Source organism: Pseudomonas sp. GW822-FHT06D10, assembly GCF_058799535.1.
Window position 1 is genome coordinate 414,659 of the sequence record NZ_JBXALN010000004.1, and the last position, 17,278, is coordinate 431,936.

16 protein-coding genes are annotated in these 17,278 nt (G+C 65.6%); 12 read left to right on the forward strand and 4 right to left on the reverse strand.

Translation table 11 applies throughout. From position 1 onward, the window contains the following. Positions 1–63 precede the first annotated feature (63 nt). The 3 genes from AC1RL5_RS15725 (at position 64) to AC1RL5_RS15735 (ending at position 2,392) form a co-directional block, all read left to right on the forward strand. Positions 64–588, forward strand: coding sequence for a DUF2867 domain-containing protein (locus AC1RL5_RS15725; RefSeq protein ID WP_492589680.1), 525 nt, complete (start codon positions 64–66; stop codon positions 586–588). A gap of 24 nt (positions 589–612) precedes the next feature. Next, the gene (gene solA, locus AC1RL5_RS15730) at positions 613–1,782 is read left to right on the forward strand and encodes an N-methyl-L-tryptophan oxidase (protein WP_492589682.1); all 1,170 of its coding nucleotides are present in this window, start codon (positions 613–615) and stop codon (positions 1,780–1,782) included. A 169-nt stretch (positions 1,783–1,951) separates the two neighbouring features. Then, a complete protein-coding gene (locus AC1RL5_RS15735) occupies positions 1,952–2,392 on the forward strand; it encodes a CBS domain-containing protein (protein ID WP_011060630.1) in 441 nt (146 codons plus the stop codon). Between the two features lie 24 nt (positions 2,393–2,416). On the opposite strand, the gene AC1RL5_RS15740 is transcribed toward AC1RL5_RS15735, so the two are convergent. Beyond that, positions 2,417–3,328 carry a LysR family transcriptional regulator gene (locus AC1RL5_RS15740; RefSeq protein ID WP_011060629.1) on the reverse strand — a complete coding sequence of 304 codons (912 nt, stop codon included), beginning with the start codon at positions 3,326–3,328 and terminating at the stop codon, positions 2,417–2,419. A gap of 134 nt (positions 3,329–3,462) precedes the next feature. Between AC1RL5_RS15740 and AC1RL5_RS15745 the strand changes: the two genes are divergently transcribed. The 4 genes from AC1RL5_RS15745 to AC1RL5_RS15760 all read left to right on the forward strand — a co-directional run bounded on the left by AC1RL5_RS15745 (position 3,463) and on the right by AC1RL5_RS15760 (position 9,834). Beyond that, complete coding sequence (locus tag AC1RL5_RS15745) at positions 3,463–4,533, forward strand: AbrB family transcriptional regulator (protein WP_220224149.1); 1,071 nt, start codon at positions 3,463–3,465, stop codon at positions 4,531–4,533. Between the two features lie 277 nt (positions 4,534–4,810). Further along, on the forward strand, positions 4,811–7,036 hold the full coding sequence (locus AC1RL5_RS15750) for an LTA synthase family protein (protein WP_492589684.1): 2,226 nt from the start codon (positions 4,811–4,813) through the stop codon (positions 7,034–7,036). A 212-nt stretch (positions 7,037–7,248) separates the two neighbouring features. Continuing rightward, complete coding sequence (locus AC1RL5_RS15755) at positions 7,249–8,880, forward strand: methyl-accepting chemotaxis protein (protein WP_093409125.1); 1,632 nt, start codon at positions 7,249–7,251, stop codon at positions 8,878–8,880. Positions 8,881–8,991: 111 nt separating this feature from the next. Then, the gene (locus AC1RL5_RS15760) at positions 8,992–9,834 is read left to right on the forward strand and encodes an NAD-dependent protein deacetylase (protein WP_072452448.1); all 843 of its coding nucleotides are present in this window, start codon (positions 8,992–8,994) and stop codon (positions 9,832–9,834) included. 3 nt (positions 9,835–9,837) lie between these two features. Here the strand turns inward: AC1RL5_RS15760 and AC1RL5_RS15765 are convergent, their stop codons facing one another. Further along, positions 9,838–10,740 carry a LysR family transcriptional regulator gene (locus AC1RL5_RS15765; RefSeq protein ID WP_015635104.1) on the reverse strand — a complete coding sequence of 301 codons (903 nt, stop codon included), beginning with the start codon at positions 10,738–10,740 and terminating at the stop codon, positions 9,838–9,840. Between the two features lie 152 nt (positions 10,741–10,892). Between AC1RL5_RS15765 and AC1RL5_RS15770 the strand changes: the two genes are divergently transcribed. Genes AC1RL5_RS15770 through AC1RL5_RS15780 form a run of 3 tightly spaced genes read left to right on the forward strand, consistent with a single transcriptional unit; the run spans position 10,893 to position 13,477 of the window. Further along, entirely contained in the window at positions 10,893–11,591 is a 699-nt protein-coding gene (locus tag AC1RL5_RS15770; RefSeq protein ID WP_011060621.1) for a CoA transferase subunit A, read from the forward strand. A gap of 36 nt (positions 11,592–11,627) precedes the next feature. Then, positions 11,628–12,287 (forward strand): CoA transferase subunit B, encoded by a 660-nt coding sequence (locus AC1RL5_RS15775; RefSeq protein ID WP_011060620.1) that lies wholly within the window; start codon positions 11,628–11,630, stop codon positions 12,285–12,287. An 11-nt stretch (positions 12,288–12,298) separates the two neighbouring features. After that, a complete protein-coding gene (locus AC1RL5_RS15780; RefSeq protein WP_053150637.1) occupies positions 12,299–13,477 on the forward strand; it encodes an acetyl-CoA C-acetyltransferase in 1,179 nt (392 codons plus the stop codon). Positions 13,478–13,610: 133 nt separating this feature from the next. On the opposite strand, the gene AC1RL5_RS15785 is transcribed toward AC1RL5_RS15780, so the two are convergent. Next, positions 13,611–13,913, reverse strand: coding sequence for a hypothetical protein (locus tag AC1RL5_RS15785; protein ID WP_015635102.1), 303 nt, complete (start codon positions 13,911–13,913; stop codon positions 13,611–13,613). A gap of 193 nt (positions 13,914–14,106) precedes the next feature. Continuing rightward, the gene (locus AC1RL5_RS15790) at positions 14,107–15,051 is read right to left on the reverse strand and encodes a LysR family transcriptional regulator (protein WP_103408328.1); all 945 of its coding nucleotides are present in this window, start codon (positions 15,049–15,051) and stop codon (positions 14,107–14,109) included. Between the two features lie 129 nt (positions 15,052–15,180). On the opposite strand from AC1RL5_RS15790, the gene lysA reads away from it, so the two are divergent. Both lysA and AC1RL5_RS15800 read left to right on the forward strand, forming a co-directional pair. Further along, entirely contained in the window at positions 15,181–16,413 is a 1,233-nt protein-coding gene (gene lysA / locus AC1RL5_RS15795) for a diaminopimelate decarboxylase (protein ID WP_103408329.1), read from the forward strand. Positions 16,414–16,602: 189 nt separating this feature from the next. After that, entirely contained in the window at positions 16,603–17,256 is a 654-nt protein-coding gene (locus AC1RL5_RS15800; RefSeq protein ID WP_093409999.1) for a hypothetical protein, read from the forward strand. Positions 17,257–17,278: the final 22 nt, after the last annotated feature.

Genomic DNA, 17,278 nt, shown 5'->3' on the forward strand with positions numbered 1-17,278 from the left:
GCGACTTCTGGCGTGGCTGATCGGCACGAAGCCAAGGCCGCCAACTTTCAGGGAGCTGCACCGATGAAGTCCGCCGTACACCCTTGCCCGTTGCCCCATGACTCCAGCATCGCGGCCCTGGCCCCGGGTGCCACCTTCATCGACTGCCGCCGCACCCTGGCGACCGACGCCGAGCGCAGCGCCATGCGTTACCTGCTGTGCCTGATGAGCCAGACCCCGGCCTGGATCGACCGCCTGATGGGCCTGCGCAACCGCGTGGTGCAGCTGTTCGGCCTCAAGGACCTGGGGCGCCTGACCCGCATCGACCTGTCGCGCCCCGACGAGGATTACCAGCCCGGCGACCGGGTGGGTATCTTCACCCTGATTTCCCAGAGCCCTGACGAGGTGCTGGTGGTGGACCGCGACAAGCACCTGGACGTGCACCTGTCGCTCAACCGCCAGCCACTGGACGCCGAGGGCCGGCGCCCGGTGGTGCTGTCCACCGTGGTCCACCCGCACAACCGCCTGGGGCGCCTGTACATGCTGCCGGTGGCGCCGTTCCACCGGATCATCGCGCCCATGACCCTGGCCACTATCAATAACTGCTGAGCCTTCCATCCCAAGGATCTTGCCGTGCACACACCGGATTTCGATGTTGTAGTCGTAGGCCTGGGCGCCATGGGCGCCGCCACCCTCTATCAACTGGCCAAGCGCGGGGTAAGGGTGGCGGGCATCGACCGCTTCGCCCCGCCCCACGACCTGGGCTCCAGCCACGGCGACACCCGCATCACCCGCCAGGCGGTGGGCGAAGGCGCGGCCTACGTGCCCCTGGCGGTCCGCTCGCAGCAGATCTGGCGCGAACTGGAGGCGGAGCTGGATGTGCAGTTGTTCGAGCAATGCGGGGTGCTGGTGATGACCGCCAGCACCGACCCGCAGCGCCCGGCAGAGGCCCGGGACTTCACCGACAACAGCATCGAGCTGGCCCGGCGCTATGGCATCGAGCACCAGGAGCTGGACGCCGCCGAGATCCGCCGGCGCTTCCCGCAGTTCGCCCCGCTGGATGACAGCGCCCGGGGCTACTTCGAACCCGGCGGCGGCTTTGTCCGCCCGGAACGCTGCATCGATGCGCAACTGACCCGGGCCCGGCAACTGGGGGCAACCCTGATCACCGGTCAGACAGTGCTGGAGCTGGACGCCCAGGATGACGGGGTGCACATCATCAGCGACGGCTCGCGGCTGTTTGCCCGACAGGTCATCGTCAGCGCCGGCATGTGGTCGGCGCAGTTGCTGGGGGCGCCCTTCGATTCGCTGTTGCAGGTGTGCCGCCAGCAGCTGTACTGGTTCCGCCTGGATGAGCCCGAGCGCTACCCGGCCCGCTCCCCGAGCTTCATTCTCCACAGCGCCGATGACGTGGACGCCTGCTACGGCTTCCCGCCGATTCCCGGCGAAGGCAGCGTGAAGATCGCCACCGAGCAGTACAGCGCCAGCAGCCAGCCGGACAGCCTCGACCGCCAGCCCAGCAGCGCCGACGCCCAGCGCCTGTTCCACAAACTGATCGCCCCCCATATCGCCGGGCTGGCCCCCGAGTTGGTGAAGGCCAGTGTCTGTGCCTACACCGTGACCCCGGATTCGGGGTTCATCATCGACCGCCACCCGCGCCTGGCCAATGTCACCGTGGTCAGCGCCTGTTCCGGCCATGGCTTCAAGCATTCGGCGGCGATTGGCGAAGCCCTGGCCCAGCAGCACGTGGACGGTTGCAGCGAAATCGACCTGGAAAGTTTCTCCCTGCACCGCTTCAACTGACGGCAACGGCCCCTTTATCGGCGCCGTGGTGAAAAAAAATCCTCGGGGTGACGTTTTTCGCCGTTTATCTGCCGTTTTCAGCCTTGCTGGTTGGCCGAGTCTCTACGATTCTTTAGAAACCCCTCAGGGCGGCGCATCGCCGCCCCACGTAGAACAACCGGAGCGCCCCATGAAGAGCGTCGCAGAACTGCTGAAACTCAAGGCCAAGCACAACCAGCAAGTGCACACCATCGCCCCGCACCAGATGGTCCTGGAGGCGCTGATGGTGATGGCCGAGAAAAACGTCGGCGCCTTGCCGGTGCTGGAGAATGGCGTGGTGGTCGGGGTCATCAGCGAGCGCGACTACGCGCGCAAGCTGGTACTCCACGGGCGCTCCTCGGTGGGCACCCCGGTCAGCGCGATCATGAGCTCGCCGGTAATCACCGTGGACTCGCACCAGAGCGTGGACACCTGCATGAACATCATGACCGACAGCCACCTGCGCCACCTGCCGGTGGTGGAAAACGGCCAGTTGCTGGGCCTGCTGTCCATCGGCGACCTGGTCAAGGAAGCGATCGCCGAACAGGCCGACCTGATCCGCCAGCTGGAGCAGTACATCCGCGGCGAATGACCCCAGGCCCTGCGCCGCCCTGGCTCACAGGGCGTCACCCGCCGTGAAGAATTGCCGCCCATCGCTCTTGAGCAGATCCAGCAGGGCCTGGGCTGCGGGCGACAGGTAGCCTTCGGCGCGTACCAGCACCACGATGCTGCGGCGCATGCAGGTTTGCGCCAGGGGCACTTCCCGCAGGTGGGCAATGCCCTTGAAGTCGTCCAGGGTTTCCCGGGCCAGAAAACTCAGCAGCCCGGTCTTGGCGATCAGGCGCGGCAACAGGGAGATGGTGTTGGTCTCTATCTGCACCGAGGGCAGCGGCAGCTCATGGCTCTGGAACACGTTGTCGATCCAGCGTCGCGCCGACACCCGGGTGCCCGGCAGCACCCAGCGGTAGGCGCACAAGTCGCGCAGGCGCATGGGCGTGGCGAATATCGGGTGGTCGCGGCTGGCCACCACCACCGCCCGGTCTTCGAACAGGGTGTGGTGGCTCAGGTGCGGGTCGCCTTCGAACATCGGGCAGATGACCATGTCCAGGCGCCCGGAGCGCAGGGACTCGCGCAACAGGTCGTCCTGGCCGATCACCAGGTTCAAGGTGATGTCCGGGGCCCGCTCCAGCAAGGTGGCGGTCATCTGCGGCAGCAGGTGTTCGGCCATGCTGGCGGCACAGCCCAGGCGGATGTTGCCGAGCACGCCGCTGGCGAAGTCCCGCACCTCGCGGTGGGTCTCGGCGATGTTCTGCTGCAGTTGCCGGCTGCGCCGCTGCAGCAACTCACCCACGGCGGTGAGCTTGATGCCGCGGCCTTCACGCTCGAACAGCTTGGTGCCGAAGGACTCCTCCAGGCGCTGGATGCTCTTGGTCAGCGCCGGCTGGCTGCGGTTGAGCTTCTGCGCCGCCCGGCCCAGGTGGCCGAGCTCGGCGATGGTGTCGAAATAGGTCAGGTCGCGCAGGTCCATGATCGATCAACAATAGTTATGAGTTGATCACAATTAGAAACTGGACTTGATCAATCGCGCTATCAATAATTTGCTCCGGCGCAGGTTTTACCGCTCCCGCAACAGGAGTGGCCAGCGTCTTGGAGAGTCGTCCCTTGTCGCCATCGCTTCGTCTATCCCTGAATACCTGGCCCCAGGCGCTGCAATGGCCGGCCTGGCTGTTGCTGGCCGGCATCAGCGGCCAGTTGCTCAAGTACCTGGAGATTCCCGCCGGGCAGTTTCTCGGGCCGATGCTCACGGCGATCCTGTTTGGCGTGTGCGGTGCCAGCATCCGCGTGCCGCGCCTGGCGTTTCGCCTGGGCCAGGGCTCGGTGGGTATGCTCGCCGCCCACTCCATGACCCTCGCCGTGCTCACGGCCATGCTCCAGTCCTGGCACGTGATGCTGGTGGCCACCCTGCTCACCGTCAGCCTCAGCGCCCTGGTGGGCCTGGTGCTGGTGCGCTTCGGCGCGATTGCCGCCAGCACCGCGGCCTGGGGCACGGCGCCCGGTGCGGCCTCGGCCATGGTGTCGATGGCCGACGAGTTCGGCGCCGACTCACGGGTGGTGGCCACCATGCAGTACGTGCGGGTGGTGTGCGTGGTGATGGTCGGGGCCTTCGTCAGCCACTGGATCGGCGCTCCGGCCAGCGGCAGCGAGGCCCACGCCAGCCAGATGGCCCTGCACGGCATGAGCCTGCCGAATGTTGGCCTGAGCATCGTGGCGATCGTCTGCGGTGTGCTCCTGGGTTCGCGGGTGCCTGCCGGGGCCCTGCTGGTGCCGCTGCTGCTGGGCGGCGCGCTGCAGGTCAGCGGGCTGTTGCAGATCAGCCTGCCGTCCTGGCTGCTGGCCTGCGCCTACGGCGCCATCGGCGGCTATATCGGCCTGCGCTTCGACCGCCCGACCCTGAGCTATGTGTTCGGCCACCTGCCGGCGATGATCGGCGGCGCCCTGCTGCTGATCGCCCTCTGTGCCCTCTCTGCCTGGGGGCTGGCCCTGTGGATGGGCAAGGACTTTCTCTCGGTCTACCTGGCCACCAGCCCCGGCGGCCTGGACGCCATGGCGATCATCGCGGTGGACACCCATTCGGATGTCGGCCTGGTGCTGGCGATGCAGACCCTGCGCCTGTTCGCGGTGATTGTCAGCGGCGCGTTTTTCGCCCGGCTGATCATCAAGTGGTCGCGATAGGTGCCGGAGCAAGCTCCCCTGCCCCCCCTACAGCGCTTGCCCTTGATTGATCGGCATCAGCACCCAAGGCACATTTTTTAACAACCTGAAATAGTAAATCCAAGCGGTGTGAAACCTGCCCCTGCTCGCCGCCAGCCTTCCAGGCTGGGGCTTTGCACGGATTCCACAGCCTCTTGGGGGCGATTCGCAAAGCCTGCCCCCAGGTCTTTCCTTGACGATTAAGAAACGTCTTGCCGTCAGCTCTTGTTAAGATCGCGCACATTTGCGTGAAGATTTGATGACAGGCAGGTTATTTGTGAAGTTGATCCGTCGTTGCCTACAACACCCTCTTGCACCCCTGTGCGCCCTGTTCGGCCTGCTGTTGCTGCTGCCCATGGGCGCGCGCCTGGCCCTGGGCTGGTCCAACCCGCTGGGCTATCTGTCGGACCTGGCCAGCGCCAGCCTGCTGACCGTACTCCTGTACCGCCGGCCCTGGTGGCTGGCGCTGCCGGTGCTGCTGGTCTGGGCCCTGCTGACCCTGGTCAGCGCCGAGCTGGTAAGCGCCGTGGGGCGCATGCCCAACCTCGCCGACCTGCACTACCTGGTGGATCCGCAGTTTGTCGGCAACTCCACCGGCGGCGGCCTGACCCACCCGGACCTGGGCCTGGCGTTGTTGCTGGGGCTGGTGCTGTGGCTGGTGGTCCAGTGCGCCCACCGCGGGGTGCGCCCCCCGGCACTACCGCGCCATAGCTGGAGCCTGCCGGTGCTGTTGCTGGTGGCCCACGGCGGCATCCAGTACCTCAAGCCCAGCGAAGCCGACCAGTGGCAACTGTTCAACCTGCCCCACCAGGCCCTGGCCACCGCCACCGGCCAGGCGCAGATGCAGGTGGAGGACTGGCTGCAAGGCGACGTCGCCGATGTCCCACCGCCCATGGCCGGGCTCACCCGCCTGGACCTGGAAGGCCAGCCGCTGCTGCCCAGCGCAGGCCGCGCGCGCAACGTGCTGCTGATCACCCTCGAAGGCATTCCCGGGGCCTATATCCGCACCAACCGCGAAGCCCTGAACAGCCGCTACCAGGAAGACCTGATGCCCAAGCTCAGCGCCTGGGCCGAGCGCGGCATGAACACCCCGGACTACGTGCTGCACAGCCACCAGACCATCCGCGGCCTGTACGCCATGCTCTGCGGCGACTACGACAAGCTCGACAACGGCACCCCCAAGGGCGTCGAGATGCTCACCCAGAGCCAGCGCAACCAGGCCTGCCTGCCGGCGCAGATGCACAAGTTCGGCTTCAACACCCACTACCTGCAGGGCGCCGGCCTGCGCTTCATGGCCAAGGACAAGATCATGCCGCACATCGGCTTCGATTCGACCCACGGCCTGGAGTGGTTCAAGAACGACAACTACCTGGAGTTCCCCTGGGGCAAGGACGACAAGGCCTTCTTCGAAGGCGCCCTGGGCTACGTCGACCAGTTGAAGAAGAACAAGAAGCCGTGGATGCTCACCCTGCTGACCGTCGGCACCCACCAGCCCTACTCGGCGCCCGAGGACTACCTGGAGCGCTATGAGACGCCGAAGCAGGCCGCCGTGGGCTACCTGGACGACGCCATCGACCAGTTCCTCACGGGCCTGGAGCGCAAGGGCGTGCTCAAGGATACCCTGGTGATCATTACCTCCGATGAGTCCCACGGCATCGACGGCGTGCGCCTGGCTTCGTCCTGGGGCTTCAACCTGATGCTCGCCCCGGACCAGGACCTGCTGCCCCATCTCAAGTCCGGCACCTACGGCCACGTCGACCTCAGCGCCTCGGTGCTGGACTACTTCGGCCTGCCGGTGCCCGCCAGCCTCAGTGGCCGCTCGCTGTTGCGCGACTATGCCCAGGGCCGGGAAATCATGTCCTACACCAACGGCAAGCTGCGCTACCACGATGGCCAGGGCACCTTCACCGAGTGCGACTTCCAACAGCGCTGCCGCTACTACGCCAGCCCCGGTTTCATCGCGGACAGCGCCAGCCTGCAAGGCCAGTACAGCGGCCTGCGGGCCCGGCAGATCAGCGCGCGTGCGGCGAACCTGGACCGCAGCCTGCTGCAGTCGCCGCTGAACCAGCACTACCAGTTCGGCAGCCCGGCGATCATCCCGCTGCAGGCGCAGATCAAGGACGACTGGGCCGACAACCTGATCGGCGCCCAGTACCTGGAAATGCCCAAGGGCTCCCAGACCCGGGTGCGCTTCACCGTGCGCTCCGCCGACCCGCAGCAAAATGCCTACATCCTGCTCAAGGGCAAGGAACTGGAACAGGACGTGCCCCTGGGCCTGCCGGAAGAAATGCTGGTCACACCCGACCAGCCGTTGCAGATGGACTTCAGTTTCGACAACCCGGAAACCCGCAAGGCCTTCTCCTTCCACCTGCTGGGCTATGGCCTGGGAGCGGTGGAGGTCAGCGACTTCAGCGTCATCACCGAGTTGCCGGGGCAGACCGAAAGCGACGACCCCGAAGAAGACAGCAACGCCCACTCCAGCTGACCCCTGCCGCACGCCGAGCCGCCCCCCTTAGGGCGATGCTCGGCGCGCCCTTCTGCAAGCCCCGCAAAAATATTTCCCTGTACATGAAACTTTTTTTGTACAGGAAAAGTCGGACCGTTGATGTCATTTAAGCATCATTGAGCTATCACGCTGCCTCATCGAGGCACGCCCCTGTGAAGCATTCAGTCAACGGTTTAGGAGCGGTCCTTCCTATGTTTTCCAATCTGAGCATTTCGCAAAAGCTCTATGCCGGTTTCGGCGTCGTCCTGCTGATCCTCCTGCTGCTGGTGCTGGCGGCCCTGCGCGGCTTCGATCAAGTCAGCAGCAGCGTCAAAAGCACCATCCACAGCCATGAAGTGCTGAACCAGTCCGACGCCCTCTTGCGCAGCCTGATCAATATCGAGACCGGCATGCGCGGTTATGCCCTGACCGGTCGCGACAGCTTCCTCGAACCTCTGGAACAAGGCGAAAAAGCCTTTACCGACTACTACGCCCGGATCAAGAGCAGCACCGCCGACAACCCCGAGCAGCAGGCGCGCCTGGAGCGACTCAAGGCCCTGCACGACCAGTGGCTGCGCGAGGACATCCAGGGCAACCTGGCCCTGCGCCGGGCGATCAATGCCGGGACTCAGCCGGCCAGCGCCATGGCCGAGCAGATCAGCGCCGGCCGCGACAAGGCCAAGATGGACGCCATGCGCCAGCTCACCAGTGAGTTGCGCGAAGCGGAAAAAAGCCTGCAGGACGCCCGCAGCCAGGCCATGGACAACGCCAAGGCTTCGGCCCTGGCGATCCTGCTCGGCGGCGGCATGCTGGCGGCACTGCTGGCCATGCTCGTTGCCTGGTCGCTGTCGAGCAACCTGGTGGGACGCATCCGCCAGTCCGTGGAAGTGGCCGAGGCCATCGCCGCCGGCCACCTGGACAACCGCATCAGCACCCAGGGGCGCGATGAAGTCAGCGAGCTGCAGCAGGCATTCGCCGCCATGCAGGAACGCCTGCGGTCGATGATCAGCCAGATCAAGCTGGGAGCCGAGCAACTGGTGAGCGCCTCCCAGAGCATTTCCAGTGCCTCGCTGCAGCTCTCGGCATCGGCCCAGGAACAGTCCCACTCGGCCTCATCCATGGCCGCCACGGTGGAAGAGCTGACGGTGAGCATCAACCATGTGGCGGACAACGCCGGGGACGCTCATGCCCTGTCCAGCGAATCCGGGCGCCAGTCCGAGGAAGGCGGCAGCGTGATCCAGGACACCCTGGGCAGCATGCGCCTGATCGCCGAGACCGTGCAGGCTTCGGCCACCCAGATCGGTGAACTGGGCCAGCATGCCGAACAGATCTCCAGCATTGTCAGTGTGATCAAGGGCATCGCCGAGCAGACCAACCTGCTGGCCCTCAATGCGGCCATCGAGGCCGCCCGGGCCGGCGAGCAAGGCCGTGGCTTTGCCGTGGTCGCCGATGAAGTGCGCCTGCTGGCCCAGCGCACGGCCAATTCGACCCAGGAGATCACCGAGATGGTCGACAAGATCCAGCTGGGCACCCGGGAAGCGGTGAGCAGCATGGACGTCGGAGTCAATCAGGTGAAAAGCGGCGTCGAACAGGCCCAGCAGGCGGGCGAGGCGATCGTCAATATCCGCACCTCCTCCGGCAATGTGGTGCGGGTGGTGGACCAGATCTCCCTGGCCCTGCGGGAACAGACCGCCGCCAGCCAGGATGTGGCGCGCAACGTCGAGCGCATTGCCCAGATGTCCCAGCAGAACAGCCAGGCCGTGGAAGAAACCACCGAGACCGCCCGCTCCCTGCAACAACTGGCGCAGAACCTGGAGCAGCAGGTGAACGTGTTCAGGCTGTAGGTCTGGAGCCCTCACCGGGGCGACCGCCCAGGCATCGACGCAAAACCCTGGCATCCCCAAGGTTTTGCGTTTATTCCTGATAACCGTCCCCTCTACAGACGAGCGCAGCCCATGATCGATCGCCCCACTGCCCCGCCGCTCGAACAACTCGCCGCCGCCCTGCACGGCAAGCCGTTCATGGTCCTCACCGGCGCCGGTATCAGCACCCCGTCGGGGATCCCCGACTACCGCGACAGCGAGGGCGTGCGCCGTGGCCGCCAGCCGATGATGTACCAGGAATTCCTCGCCCAGCCCGAAGCCCGTCGGCGCTACTGGGCCCGGGCCATGCTCGGCTGGCCGCGCATTCGCCAGGCCCGGCCGAATGCCGCGCACCAGGCGTTGGCGCAATTGCAGGCCGCAGGCCGGATCGCCGGGGTGATCACCCAGAATGTCGATGCCCTGCACGACGAGGCCGGCAGCCTGGAGGTCATCGAGCTCCACGGCAGCCTGCAGCGGGTCTTGTGCCTGGACTGCGGCCAGCGCAGCCAGCGGGAGGCCATCCAGCAGCAACTGGAGGCGCACAACCCTTACCTGGCCGGCGTTGACGCGGTGCAGGCGCCGGACGGCGACACCCTGCTGGACCCGGCCTTCGAGGAACGCTTCCAGGTGCCCCATTGCCCCTACTGCAATGGCTCGCGATTGAAACCCGATGTGGTGTTCTTCGGCGAGAACGTGGCCGCGGCCACCGCGGCCCGGGCCTTGAGCGCCGTGCACGAAGCCGCAGGCCTGCTGGTGGTGGGTTCGTCGCTGATGGCCTATTCGGCGTTCCGCCTGTGCCGCGCCGTGGCCGAGCAAGGCAAGCCGCTGCTGGCCATCAACTTCGGCAAGACCCGCGCCGACGAGCTGCTGGACCTCAAGCTCGGCGAGCCCTGTGACCTGTTGCTGCCCCAGTTGGCCGAACGCCTGCTGCGTTGAGCCTCAGAGTAGCGCCAGGCGCTGGCCGAGGTTTTCCTCGCGCAGGATGTCGAACAGCGCCTGGGCCGCGGTGGACAGTTCGTCCCCCGGCTTGGTCAGTACACCAATGGCCCGCTCCACCACCGGATCGTGCAGGGTCAGGCAGTGCCCGCCCAGCTCGCGCATCTGCTGGGCGCACAACGCCGGCACCGCACTCACCCCCAGGCCGCTGGCGACCATGCGCCCCACGGTCGCCAACTGGTGGCTTTCAAACTCCACCGGCAGTTGCACGCCCCGTGCCCGCAGGTGATCTTCGAGCATCACCCGCACCGTGGACGGCCGCTGCAAGGTGATGAAGGGCTCCTGCAACAGCGCCTGCCAGTCGATCTCGCTGCGCCGGGCCAGGGGCGAATCCCGGGGCACCACGGCGACAAAGCGGTCGATGTACAGCGGGGTGAACACCAGCGAGGTGCTGTCCTGGGGCTCGAACGCCACCCCCAGCTCCACCTCGCGATCACGGACCATCTCCAGCACCTGCTCGTTGACCACGTCGTTGACCGTGACGTTGACCTGGGGATAGCGGGCCCGAAAGTGCTTGAGGATCGGCGGCAGCAGGTTGCCGGCAAAGGACGGCATCGCCGCCAGGGTCACCCGGCCTCGCTGCAGGGTGAAACGCTGGCGCAGTTCGTCCTCGGCGTTGTCCCAGTCGGCGATCAGACGCCGCGCCAGGGGCAGCAGGGCCTCGCCTTCCGGGGTCAGGGCCACATTGCGCGTATTGCGCGTGAACAGGCGCCCACCCAGGCCTTCCTCCAGCGCCTTGATCGTCAGGCTCAGGGCCGACTGCGACAGGTGCAGCCGTTCGCAGGCCAGGGCAAAGCTCAAACTGTGGGCCACGGCCAGAAATGCCCGTATCTGTTTAACCGTCATCTGCCATTCTCTTGGGTGTATGCCGCCCTGGATTATGCTGCTTTTCCAATCAATCAACCTTAAAAATCAACTTAACAAATCAATCCCGCAGCGCAACACTGGCCCGCAAACGGCTGGCCAGCCGCCAACGAACAAGAAAGAGGAAGGTGCAAATGGCAGGTTTCGACAAGCGCGTGGCGTCCTACGAGGAAGCCCTGGAAGGTCTGCAAGACGGCATGACCGTGATCGCCGGCGGCTTCGGCCTGTGCGGTATCCCCGAAAACCTGATCGCCGAGATCAAGCGCCGCGGTACCCGCGACCTGACCGTGGTGTCCAACAACTGCGGGGTCGACGGTTTCGGCCTGGGCGTGCTCCTGGAAGACCGCCAGATCAGCAAGGTGATCGCTTCCTACGTGGGTGAAAACGCCCTGTTCGAGAAGCAGTTGCTCAGCGGCGAGATCGAAGTGGTACTGACCCCACAGGGCACCCTGGCGGAAAAAATGCGCGCCGGCGGCGCCGGGATCCCGGCCTTCTTCACCGCCACCGGCGTCGGCACCCCGGTGGCCGACGGCAAGGAGACCCGCGAATTCAAGGGCCGCACCTACCTGATGGAAGAGTCCATCACCGGTGACTTCGCCATCGTCAAGGGCTGGAAGGCCGACCACTTCGGCAACGTGGTCTACCGCCACACCGCACAGAACTTCAACCCCCTGGCGGCCACCGCCGGCAAGATCACCGTGGTCGAAGTGGAAGAAATCGTCGAACCGGGCGAGCTGGACCCGACGCAGATCCACACCCCCGGCATCTACGTCGACCGGGTCATCTGCGGCACCTTCGAGAAGCGCATCGAACAGCGCACCGTGCGCAAGTGATCGCCCTTCCCCAGCCCGACTAAAAGGACAACAAACATGGCTCTTACCCGCGAACAAATGGCTCAGCGCGTCGCCCGCGAACTGCAGGACGGCTTCTACGTCAACCTCGGCATCGGCATCCCGACCCTGGTGGCCAACTACATCCCCGACGGCATGGAAGTCATGCTGCAGTCGGAAAACGGCCTCCTGGGCATGGGCGCCTTCCCCACCGAGGACGAAGTCGACGCCGACATGATCAACGCCGGCAAACAGACGGTCACCGCGCGCATCGGCGCCTCGATCTTCTCGTCCGCCGAATCCTTCGCGATGATCCGCGGCGGCCATATCGACCTGACCGTGCTCGGCGCCTTCGAAGTGGACGTGCAGGGCAACATCGCCTCGTGGATGATCCCCGGCAAGCTGGTCAAGGGCATGGGCGGCGCCATGGACCTGGTGGCCGGTGCCGAGAACATCATCGTCACCATGACCCACGCCTCGAAAGACGGCGAATCCAAATTGCTCAGCCGTTGCAGCCTGCCGCTGACCGGCGCCCAGTGCATCAAGCGCGTGCTCACCGACCTTGCGTACCTGGAGATCGAGAACGGCGCCTTCATCCTCAAGGAGCGCGCCCCCGGGGTCAGCGTCGAGGAAATCGTCAGCAAGACCGCCGGCAAGCTGATCGTGCCGGACCACGTGCCTGAAATGCAGTTCGCCTGAGGAGCCCCATCATGCAAGACGTCGTAATAGTTGCCGCCACCCGCACCGCCGTGGGCAGTTTCCAGGGCTCCCTGGCGAACATTCCCGCCGTTGACCTGGGCGCCGCGGTCATCCGCCAATTGCTGGCCCAGACCGGCATCGACCCGGCCCAGGTCGACGAAGTGCTCATGGGCCAGGTGCTCACCGCCGGCGCCGGGCAGAACCCCGCCCGCCAGGCCGCGATCAAGGCCGGCCTGCCCCACGCGGTACCCGCCATGACCCTGAACAAGGTCTGCGGCTCCGGCCTCAAGGCCCTGCACCTGGGCGCCCAGGCCATCCGCTGCGGCGATGCCGAGGTGATCATCGCCGGCGGCCAGGAAAACATGAGCCTGTCCAACTACGTGCTGCCCGGCGCCCGCACCGGCCTGCGCATGGGCCACAGCCAGATGATCGACTCCATGATCAGCGACGGCCTGTGGGATGCCTTCAACGACTACCACATGGGCATCACCGCCGAGAACCTGGTGGAGAAATACGGCATCAGCCGTGAAGCCCAGGACGCCTTCGCCGCCGCTTCCCAACACAAAGCCGCAGCAGCCATCGAGGCCGGGCGCTTTGTCGACGAGATCACCCCGATCCAGATTCCCCAGCGCAAGGGCGAGCCGCTGACCTTCGCCACCGACGAGCAGCCACGCCCCGGCACCACCGCAGAAGCCCTGGCCAAGCTCAAGCCGGCGTTCAAGAAAGACGGCAGCGTCACCGCCGGCAACGCCTCGGCGCTGAACGACGGCGCTGCCGCGGTGATGCTGATGAGCGCCAGCAAGGCCCGGGCCCTGGGCCTGCCGGTGCTGGCAAAAATTGCTGCCTACGCCAACGCCGGCGTCGACCCGGCGATCATGGGCATCGGCCCGGTCTCGGCCACCCGCCGCTGCCTGGACAAGGCCGGCTGGACCCTGGACCAGCTGGACCTGATCGAAGCCAACGAAGCCTTCGCCGCGCAGTCGCTGTCGGTGGCCAAGGAACTGGAATGGGACGCCAGCAAGGTCAACGTCAACGGCGGTGCGATCGCCATCGGCCACCCGATTGGTGCATCGGGCTGCCGGGTGCTGGTGACCCTGCTGCATGAAATGATCAAGCGTGATGCCAAAAAGGGCCTGGCCACCCTGTGCATCGGCGGCGGCCAGGGCGTGGCCCTGGCGATCGAGCGCTAACCTTCGCGCAAAACCGCCCTCCTTGTAGGAGCTGGCTTGCCAGCGAAGGCGCCCGCGAGAGCGCTTTCGCCAGCAAGCTGGCTCCTACGGGCAAGGCGTGCGCAGGATGCTCTTTGCCAGCGAGTTTTTCCCGCTACGCCAGGTCCAGCTGTACGCCATCCACGGCACCATCGACCGTCCATTGGCGGGCCCAGTCGCTGTCTTGAACCACACTGCTATGGCCCTGGTAGACGACGCTCAATTGGGCAGCCTGGGCAGCATTGGCATTGCAGATCAGATACAGGTCGGCACTGGCATCCGCTTGCAGGACATAAAGAACCACGTTGCCCTGGGCAGGTATGTTGACGTTGGCCAGGTTGTTGCCCTGGGCGGTATTCCTGATGGCAACTTGCTGTGCAGCGGCGGTGTTGTTGCGTGCGTGAATGGCAATAGGCATTTTATTTGACTCCAGAACTGGTCAGGGGGTTGAGTCGCTACGGTCCGGGCCTGCACCTGAGGCTTGCCACAAGATCAGCCGACCGCAGGGCTATCCTCGGTAACTGTCCGCCGCCATACGAGAGGGACATGTTTCCCTGAAGCGCCAACGCGCCCTCTTCACCAACAAGCTGAACATTGGGCCACGCCCCCCATCAGCCTGAGCGATTCACCCCCTGCCCTCCCTGCACTATCCGCCCGACCTGCTCTTGCAGTGCCTTGGCCTGGGTGCGCAGGGCTTCACTGAAACCCTCGACAAAACTCGACGAGGGCCGGTAATCCGGGCGGATCAGCATCACCCGATAGGGCACCGACAGCTGCAACGGTCGGATCGCCAGGCCGCGCCCGGCCTCTTCCATGGCACTCAAGGGGTTGATGATCGCCACCCCGAGCCGCTGGCGCACCATGGCGCACACCGAAGCTGCATTGGTGGTTTCCACCACTATCCGGCGATCCACCCCGGCCTGGCGAAAATGCTCATCCAGGGTCTGGCGGTAGATATCCAGGCCCGAGAGGTTGATGAAGTCCTGGCCGCGAAAATTCGCAAGCGCCAGCCGCGGCCTGGCCAGCAGCGGATGGTCGTCCGCGAGGATGCAGACCATGTCGGCGCAGAACAGCAGTTCGCCCTGGGTGCCCCGGGGCAGGTGCTCGCTTTCGGTCAGGCCCAGGTCATGGCGCTGGGCGCTCAGGGCCTCTTCCAACAGCGGCGATTCCTGGGCGGTGATGCTCAGGCCGATGCCCGGGTGCTGCGCCTGGAACTGCTTGCACACCGGCGGCAGCAGGGTCTGGGAGAACAGCGGCAGGCAGCTCAGGCTCAACTGGCCATGCTCGAAACGGCGGATCGACTGGGCCACGCTGTTGATCCGCTCCAGCCCCACATAGGCCCGCTCGACTTCCTCCAGCAACAGCAGGGCCTGGGCCGTGGGCAGCAGGCGCCCGCCTTCACGATCGAACAGGCGCAAGCCGGAAAGCGTTTCCAGCCGGGCCAGCTCGCGACTCACGGTGGGCTGCGAAGTAAACAGCAGGCGCGCGGCGCCGGTGACGCTGCCGGCCTGCATGATGGCGCGGAACACTTCGATGTGCCGCAGGGAGATGTCCATGGCGGGAAACTCGCTTAATCAACCAGCCCATATCAGATATGAATATCTTGGCAAAGAATAGATATTTTCTTGAATAGCCGCCAACGGGCATGCTGCCTCCATTCCCACTGATCACAGATTGCATTCGCCATGGCCATTCCATTTTCCCCCGCTCAACTTGTCGCCGCCGCCCGCCAGTACGGCACTCCACTGTGGTGCTATGACGCTGCCACCATCCAGGCGCGCATCGCCCAGTTGCAGGCGTTCGACGTGGTGCGCTACGCCCAGAAGGCCTCGTCCAACCTGCACCTGCTGCGCCTGATCCGCGAGGCCGGGGTACGGGTCGATGCGGTGTCCCTGGGGGAAATCGAACGCGCCCTGCTGGCCGGCTTCAGCCCGGTGGATGCCGGCATCGTCTTCACCTGCGACCTGTTCGACGAGGCCACCCTGGCCCGGGTGGTGGAACTGCAAGTGGAAGTCAACGCCGGCTCCATCGACATGCTCCGCCAGTTGGGGGAGAAATCCCCGGGGCACCGGGTCTGGCTGCGGATCAACCCGGGCTTCGGCCACGGCCACAGCCGCAAGACCAACACCGGTGGCGAAAACAGCAAGCACGGCATCTGGCACGACCAGATGAGCGAAGCCCTGGCGGTGATCCGCCAGCATGGCCTGCACCTGGTGGGCCTGCACATGCACATCGGCTCCGGGGTCGACTACGACCACCTGGAACAGGTGGGCGCAGCCATGGTGGCGGCGGTGAAATCCCTGGACCACGACCTCGAGGCCTTCTCCATCGGCGGCGGCCTGTCCACCCCCTACCGCGAGGGCGACACCCCGGTGGACGTGCAGCGTTACGCCAATGCCTGGAAAGTGGCGCGCCAGGAGATCGAGGCCTACCTGGGCCACGGCGTGCGCATGGAGATCGAACCGGGGCGCTTCCTGGTGGCCGAGGCCGGCTGCCTGGTCAGCGAAGTGCGGGTGGTGAAGACCGCCGGCCAGCATCACTTCGTGCTGGTGGACACCGGGTTCAACGACCTGATGCGCCCGGCCATGTACGGCGCCTACCACGGCATGAGCCTGCTGGACGCCGCCGGCAACCCGGTGGAGCGCCCGCAACAGCTGACCGTGGTCGGCGGCCCGCTGTGCGAGTCCGGCGACATCTTCACCCAGGACGACGAATGCCTGACCCCGCGCCCCCTGCCCCAGGCCCGGGTCGGCGACCTGCTGGTACTGCACGACACCGGCGCCTATGGCGCCAGCATGTCCTCCAACTACAACAGCCGCCCGCTGCTGCCGGAGGTGCTGTTCGAGAACGGCCAGCCGAAACTGATCCGCCGCCGCCAGCCACTGGCGGACCTGCTGGCGCTGGAACTGGGGCTGTAAGCCGCCCTTGGGTACTGATCGGCAAAGGGACACAGGGCACCCAGGCCCTGTGTTCGCCCAACCGCGTGTTCGAGGCGCCCCCCCCGCCCTGGCAGCACCGAAAGTGCTTGTCCAGCCCGTTCCATGGACAACGCTCCCCCCTTGAACTAAGAGTTAGGAGCCAGGAGTTCCTGGGCAAGGGAGAGCGCCATGTGCGAAGCAGACAGGGGCAAGAAAGAGCCTGGCAAGAGCGAGGGCGGCAGCGGGCTCACCTCGATCCTCAACCTCATTCCCAGCGTCTATTACGATCTGATTGCGCGGATCTGCCCGGGCATGGCGTTCTGGATCGTCCTGGCCTTCAAGTACCCCCACGAACAGCTGCAACCCCCCGATATTCTCGGCGGCGCCCTGTTGTTCGTGCTGATCATCCTCAGCTACGTGTCCGGTATCGTCTTCACCGGCTTCGCCCCGCTCTGGGACTGGCTATCCATCGCTACGCTGAACCGCTGCAGGTTCCTGGCGGCGCTGGTAGGCCTGGCAGATGCCCCGGCATCCTCCAGCTTCGCCAGGTGGAAGGCGGTGACCAGGCAACTGGATGAAGTCATCCAGGCAGATGACGGCGCCGGCAAGACCCTGGTCAAGGCGATGGCGGAGGTCAGCCTCTGCCAGAACCTGTTGACCGGCTGTATCGCCCTGGCCCTGATCGAAATCGGCTTCAGCGCCTGTGGGGCGCTGTCCATGGCCCAGCATCCCGGGTTCAACGGCTTTAGCGCCCTGGCCCTGCTCGTGGCGATGTACATGCGCCAGATGATGTTTCTCGGGCGGGTGAGCCATCTGCACCAACTCCATGTGACAGGCCACTAGAGCAGGTGCGCCCGGGCCAGCC

Bases quoted from the DNA above. Each gene is read 5' to 3' on its own strand.
- AC1RL5_RS15780 (WP_053150637.1), top strand. From the start codon at position 12,299: ATGCAAGACGTCGTAATAGTTGCCGCCACCCGCACCGCCGTGGGCAGT.
- AC1RL5_RS15790 (WP_103408328.1), bottom strand. From the start codon at position 15,051: ATGGACATCTCCCTGCGGCACATCGAAGTGTTCCGCGCCATCATGCAG.
- AC1RL5_RS15765 (WP_015635104.1), bottom strand. From the start codon at position 10,740: ATGACGGTTAAACAGATACGGGCATTTCTGGCCGTGGCCCACAGTTTG.
- AC1RL5_RS15800 (WP_093409999.1), top strand. From the start codon at position 16,603: ATGTGCGAAGCAGACAGGGGCAAGAAAGAGCCTGGCAAGAGCGAGGGC.
- lysA (WP_103408329.1), top strand. From the start codon at position 15,181: ATGGCCATTCCATTTTCCCCCGCTCAACTTGTCGCCGCCGCCCGCCAG.
- AC1RL5_RS15770 (WP_011060621.1), top strand. From the start codon at position 10,893: ATGGCAGGTTTCGACAAGCGCGTGGCGTCCTACGAGGAAGCCCTGGAA.
- AC1RL5_RS15725 (WP_492589680.1), top strand. From the start codon at position 64: ATGAAGTCCGCCGTACACCCTTGCCCGTTGCCCCATGACTCCAGCATC.
- AC1RL5_RS15740 (WP_011060629.1), bottom strand. From the start codon at position 3,328: ATGGACCTGCGCGACCTGACCTATTTCGACACCATCGCCGAGCTCGGC.
- AC1RL5_RS15755 (WP_093409125.1), top strand. From the start codon at position 7,249: ATGTTTTCCAATCTGAGCATTTCGCAAAAGCTCTATGCCGGTTTCGGC.
- AC1RL5_RS15750 (WP_492589684.1), top strand. From the start codon at position 4,811: ATGACAGGCAGGTTATTTGTGAAGTTGATCCGTCGTTGCCTACAACAC.
- AC1RL5_RS15735 (WP_011060630.1), top strand. From the start codon at position 1,952: ATGAAGAGCGTCGCAGAACTGCTGAAACTCAAGGCCAAGCACAACCAG.
- AC1RL5_RS15760 (WP_072452448.1), top strand. From the start codon at position 8,992: ATGATCGATCGCCCCACTGCCCCGCCGCTCGAACAACTCGCCGCCGCC.
- AC1RL5_RS15775 (WP_011060620.1), top strand. From the start codon at position 11,628: ATGGCTCTTACCCGCGAACAAATGGCTCAGCGCGTCGCCCGCGAACTG.
- AC1RL5_RS15785 (WP_015635102.1), bottom strand. From the start codon at position 13,913: ATGCCTATTGCCATTCACGCACGCAACAACACCGCCGCTGCACAGCAA.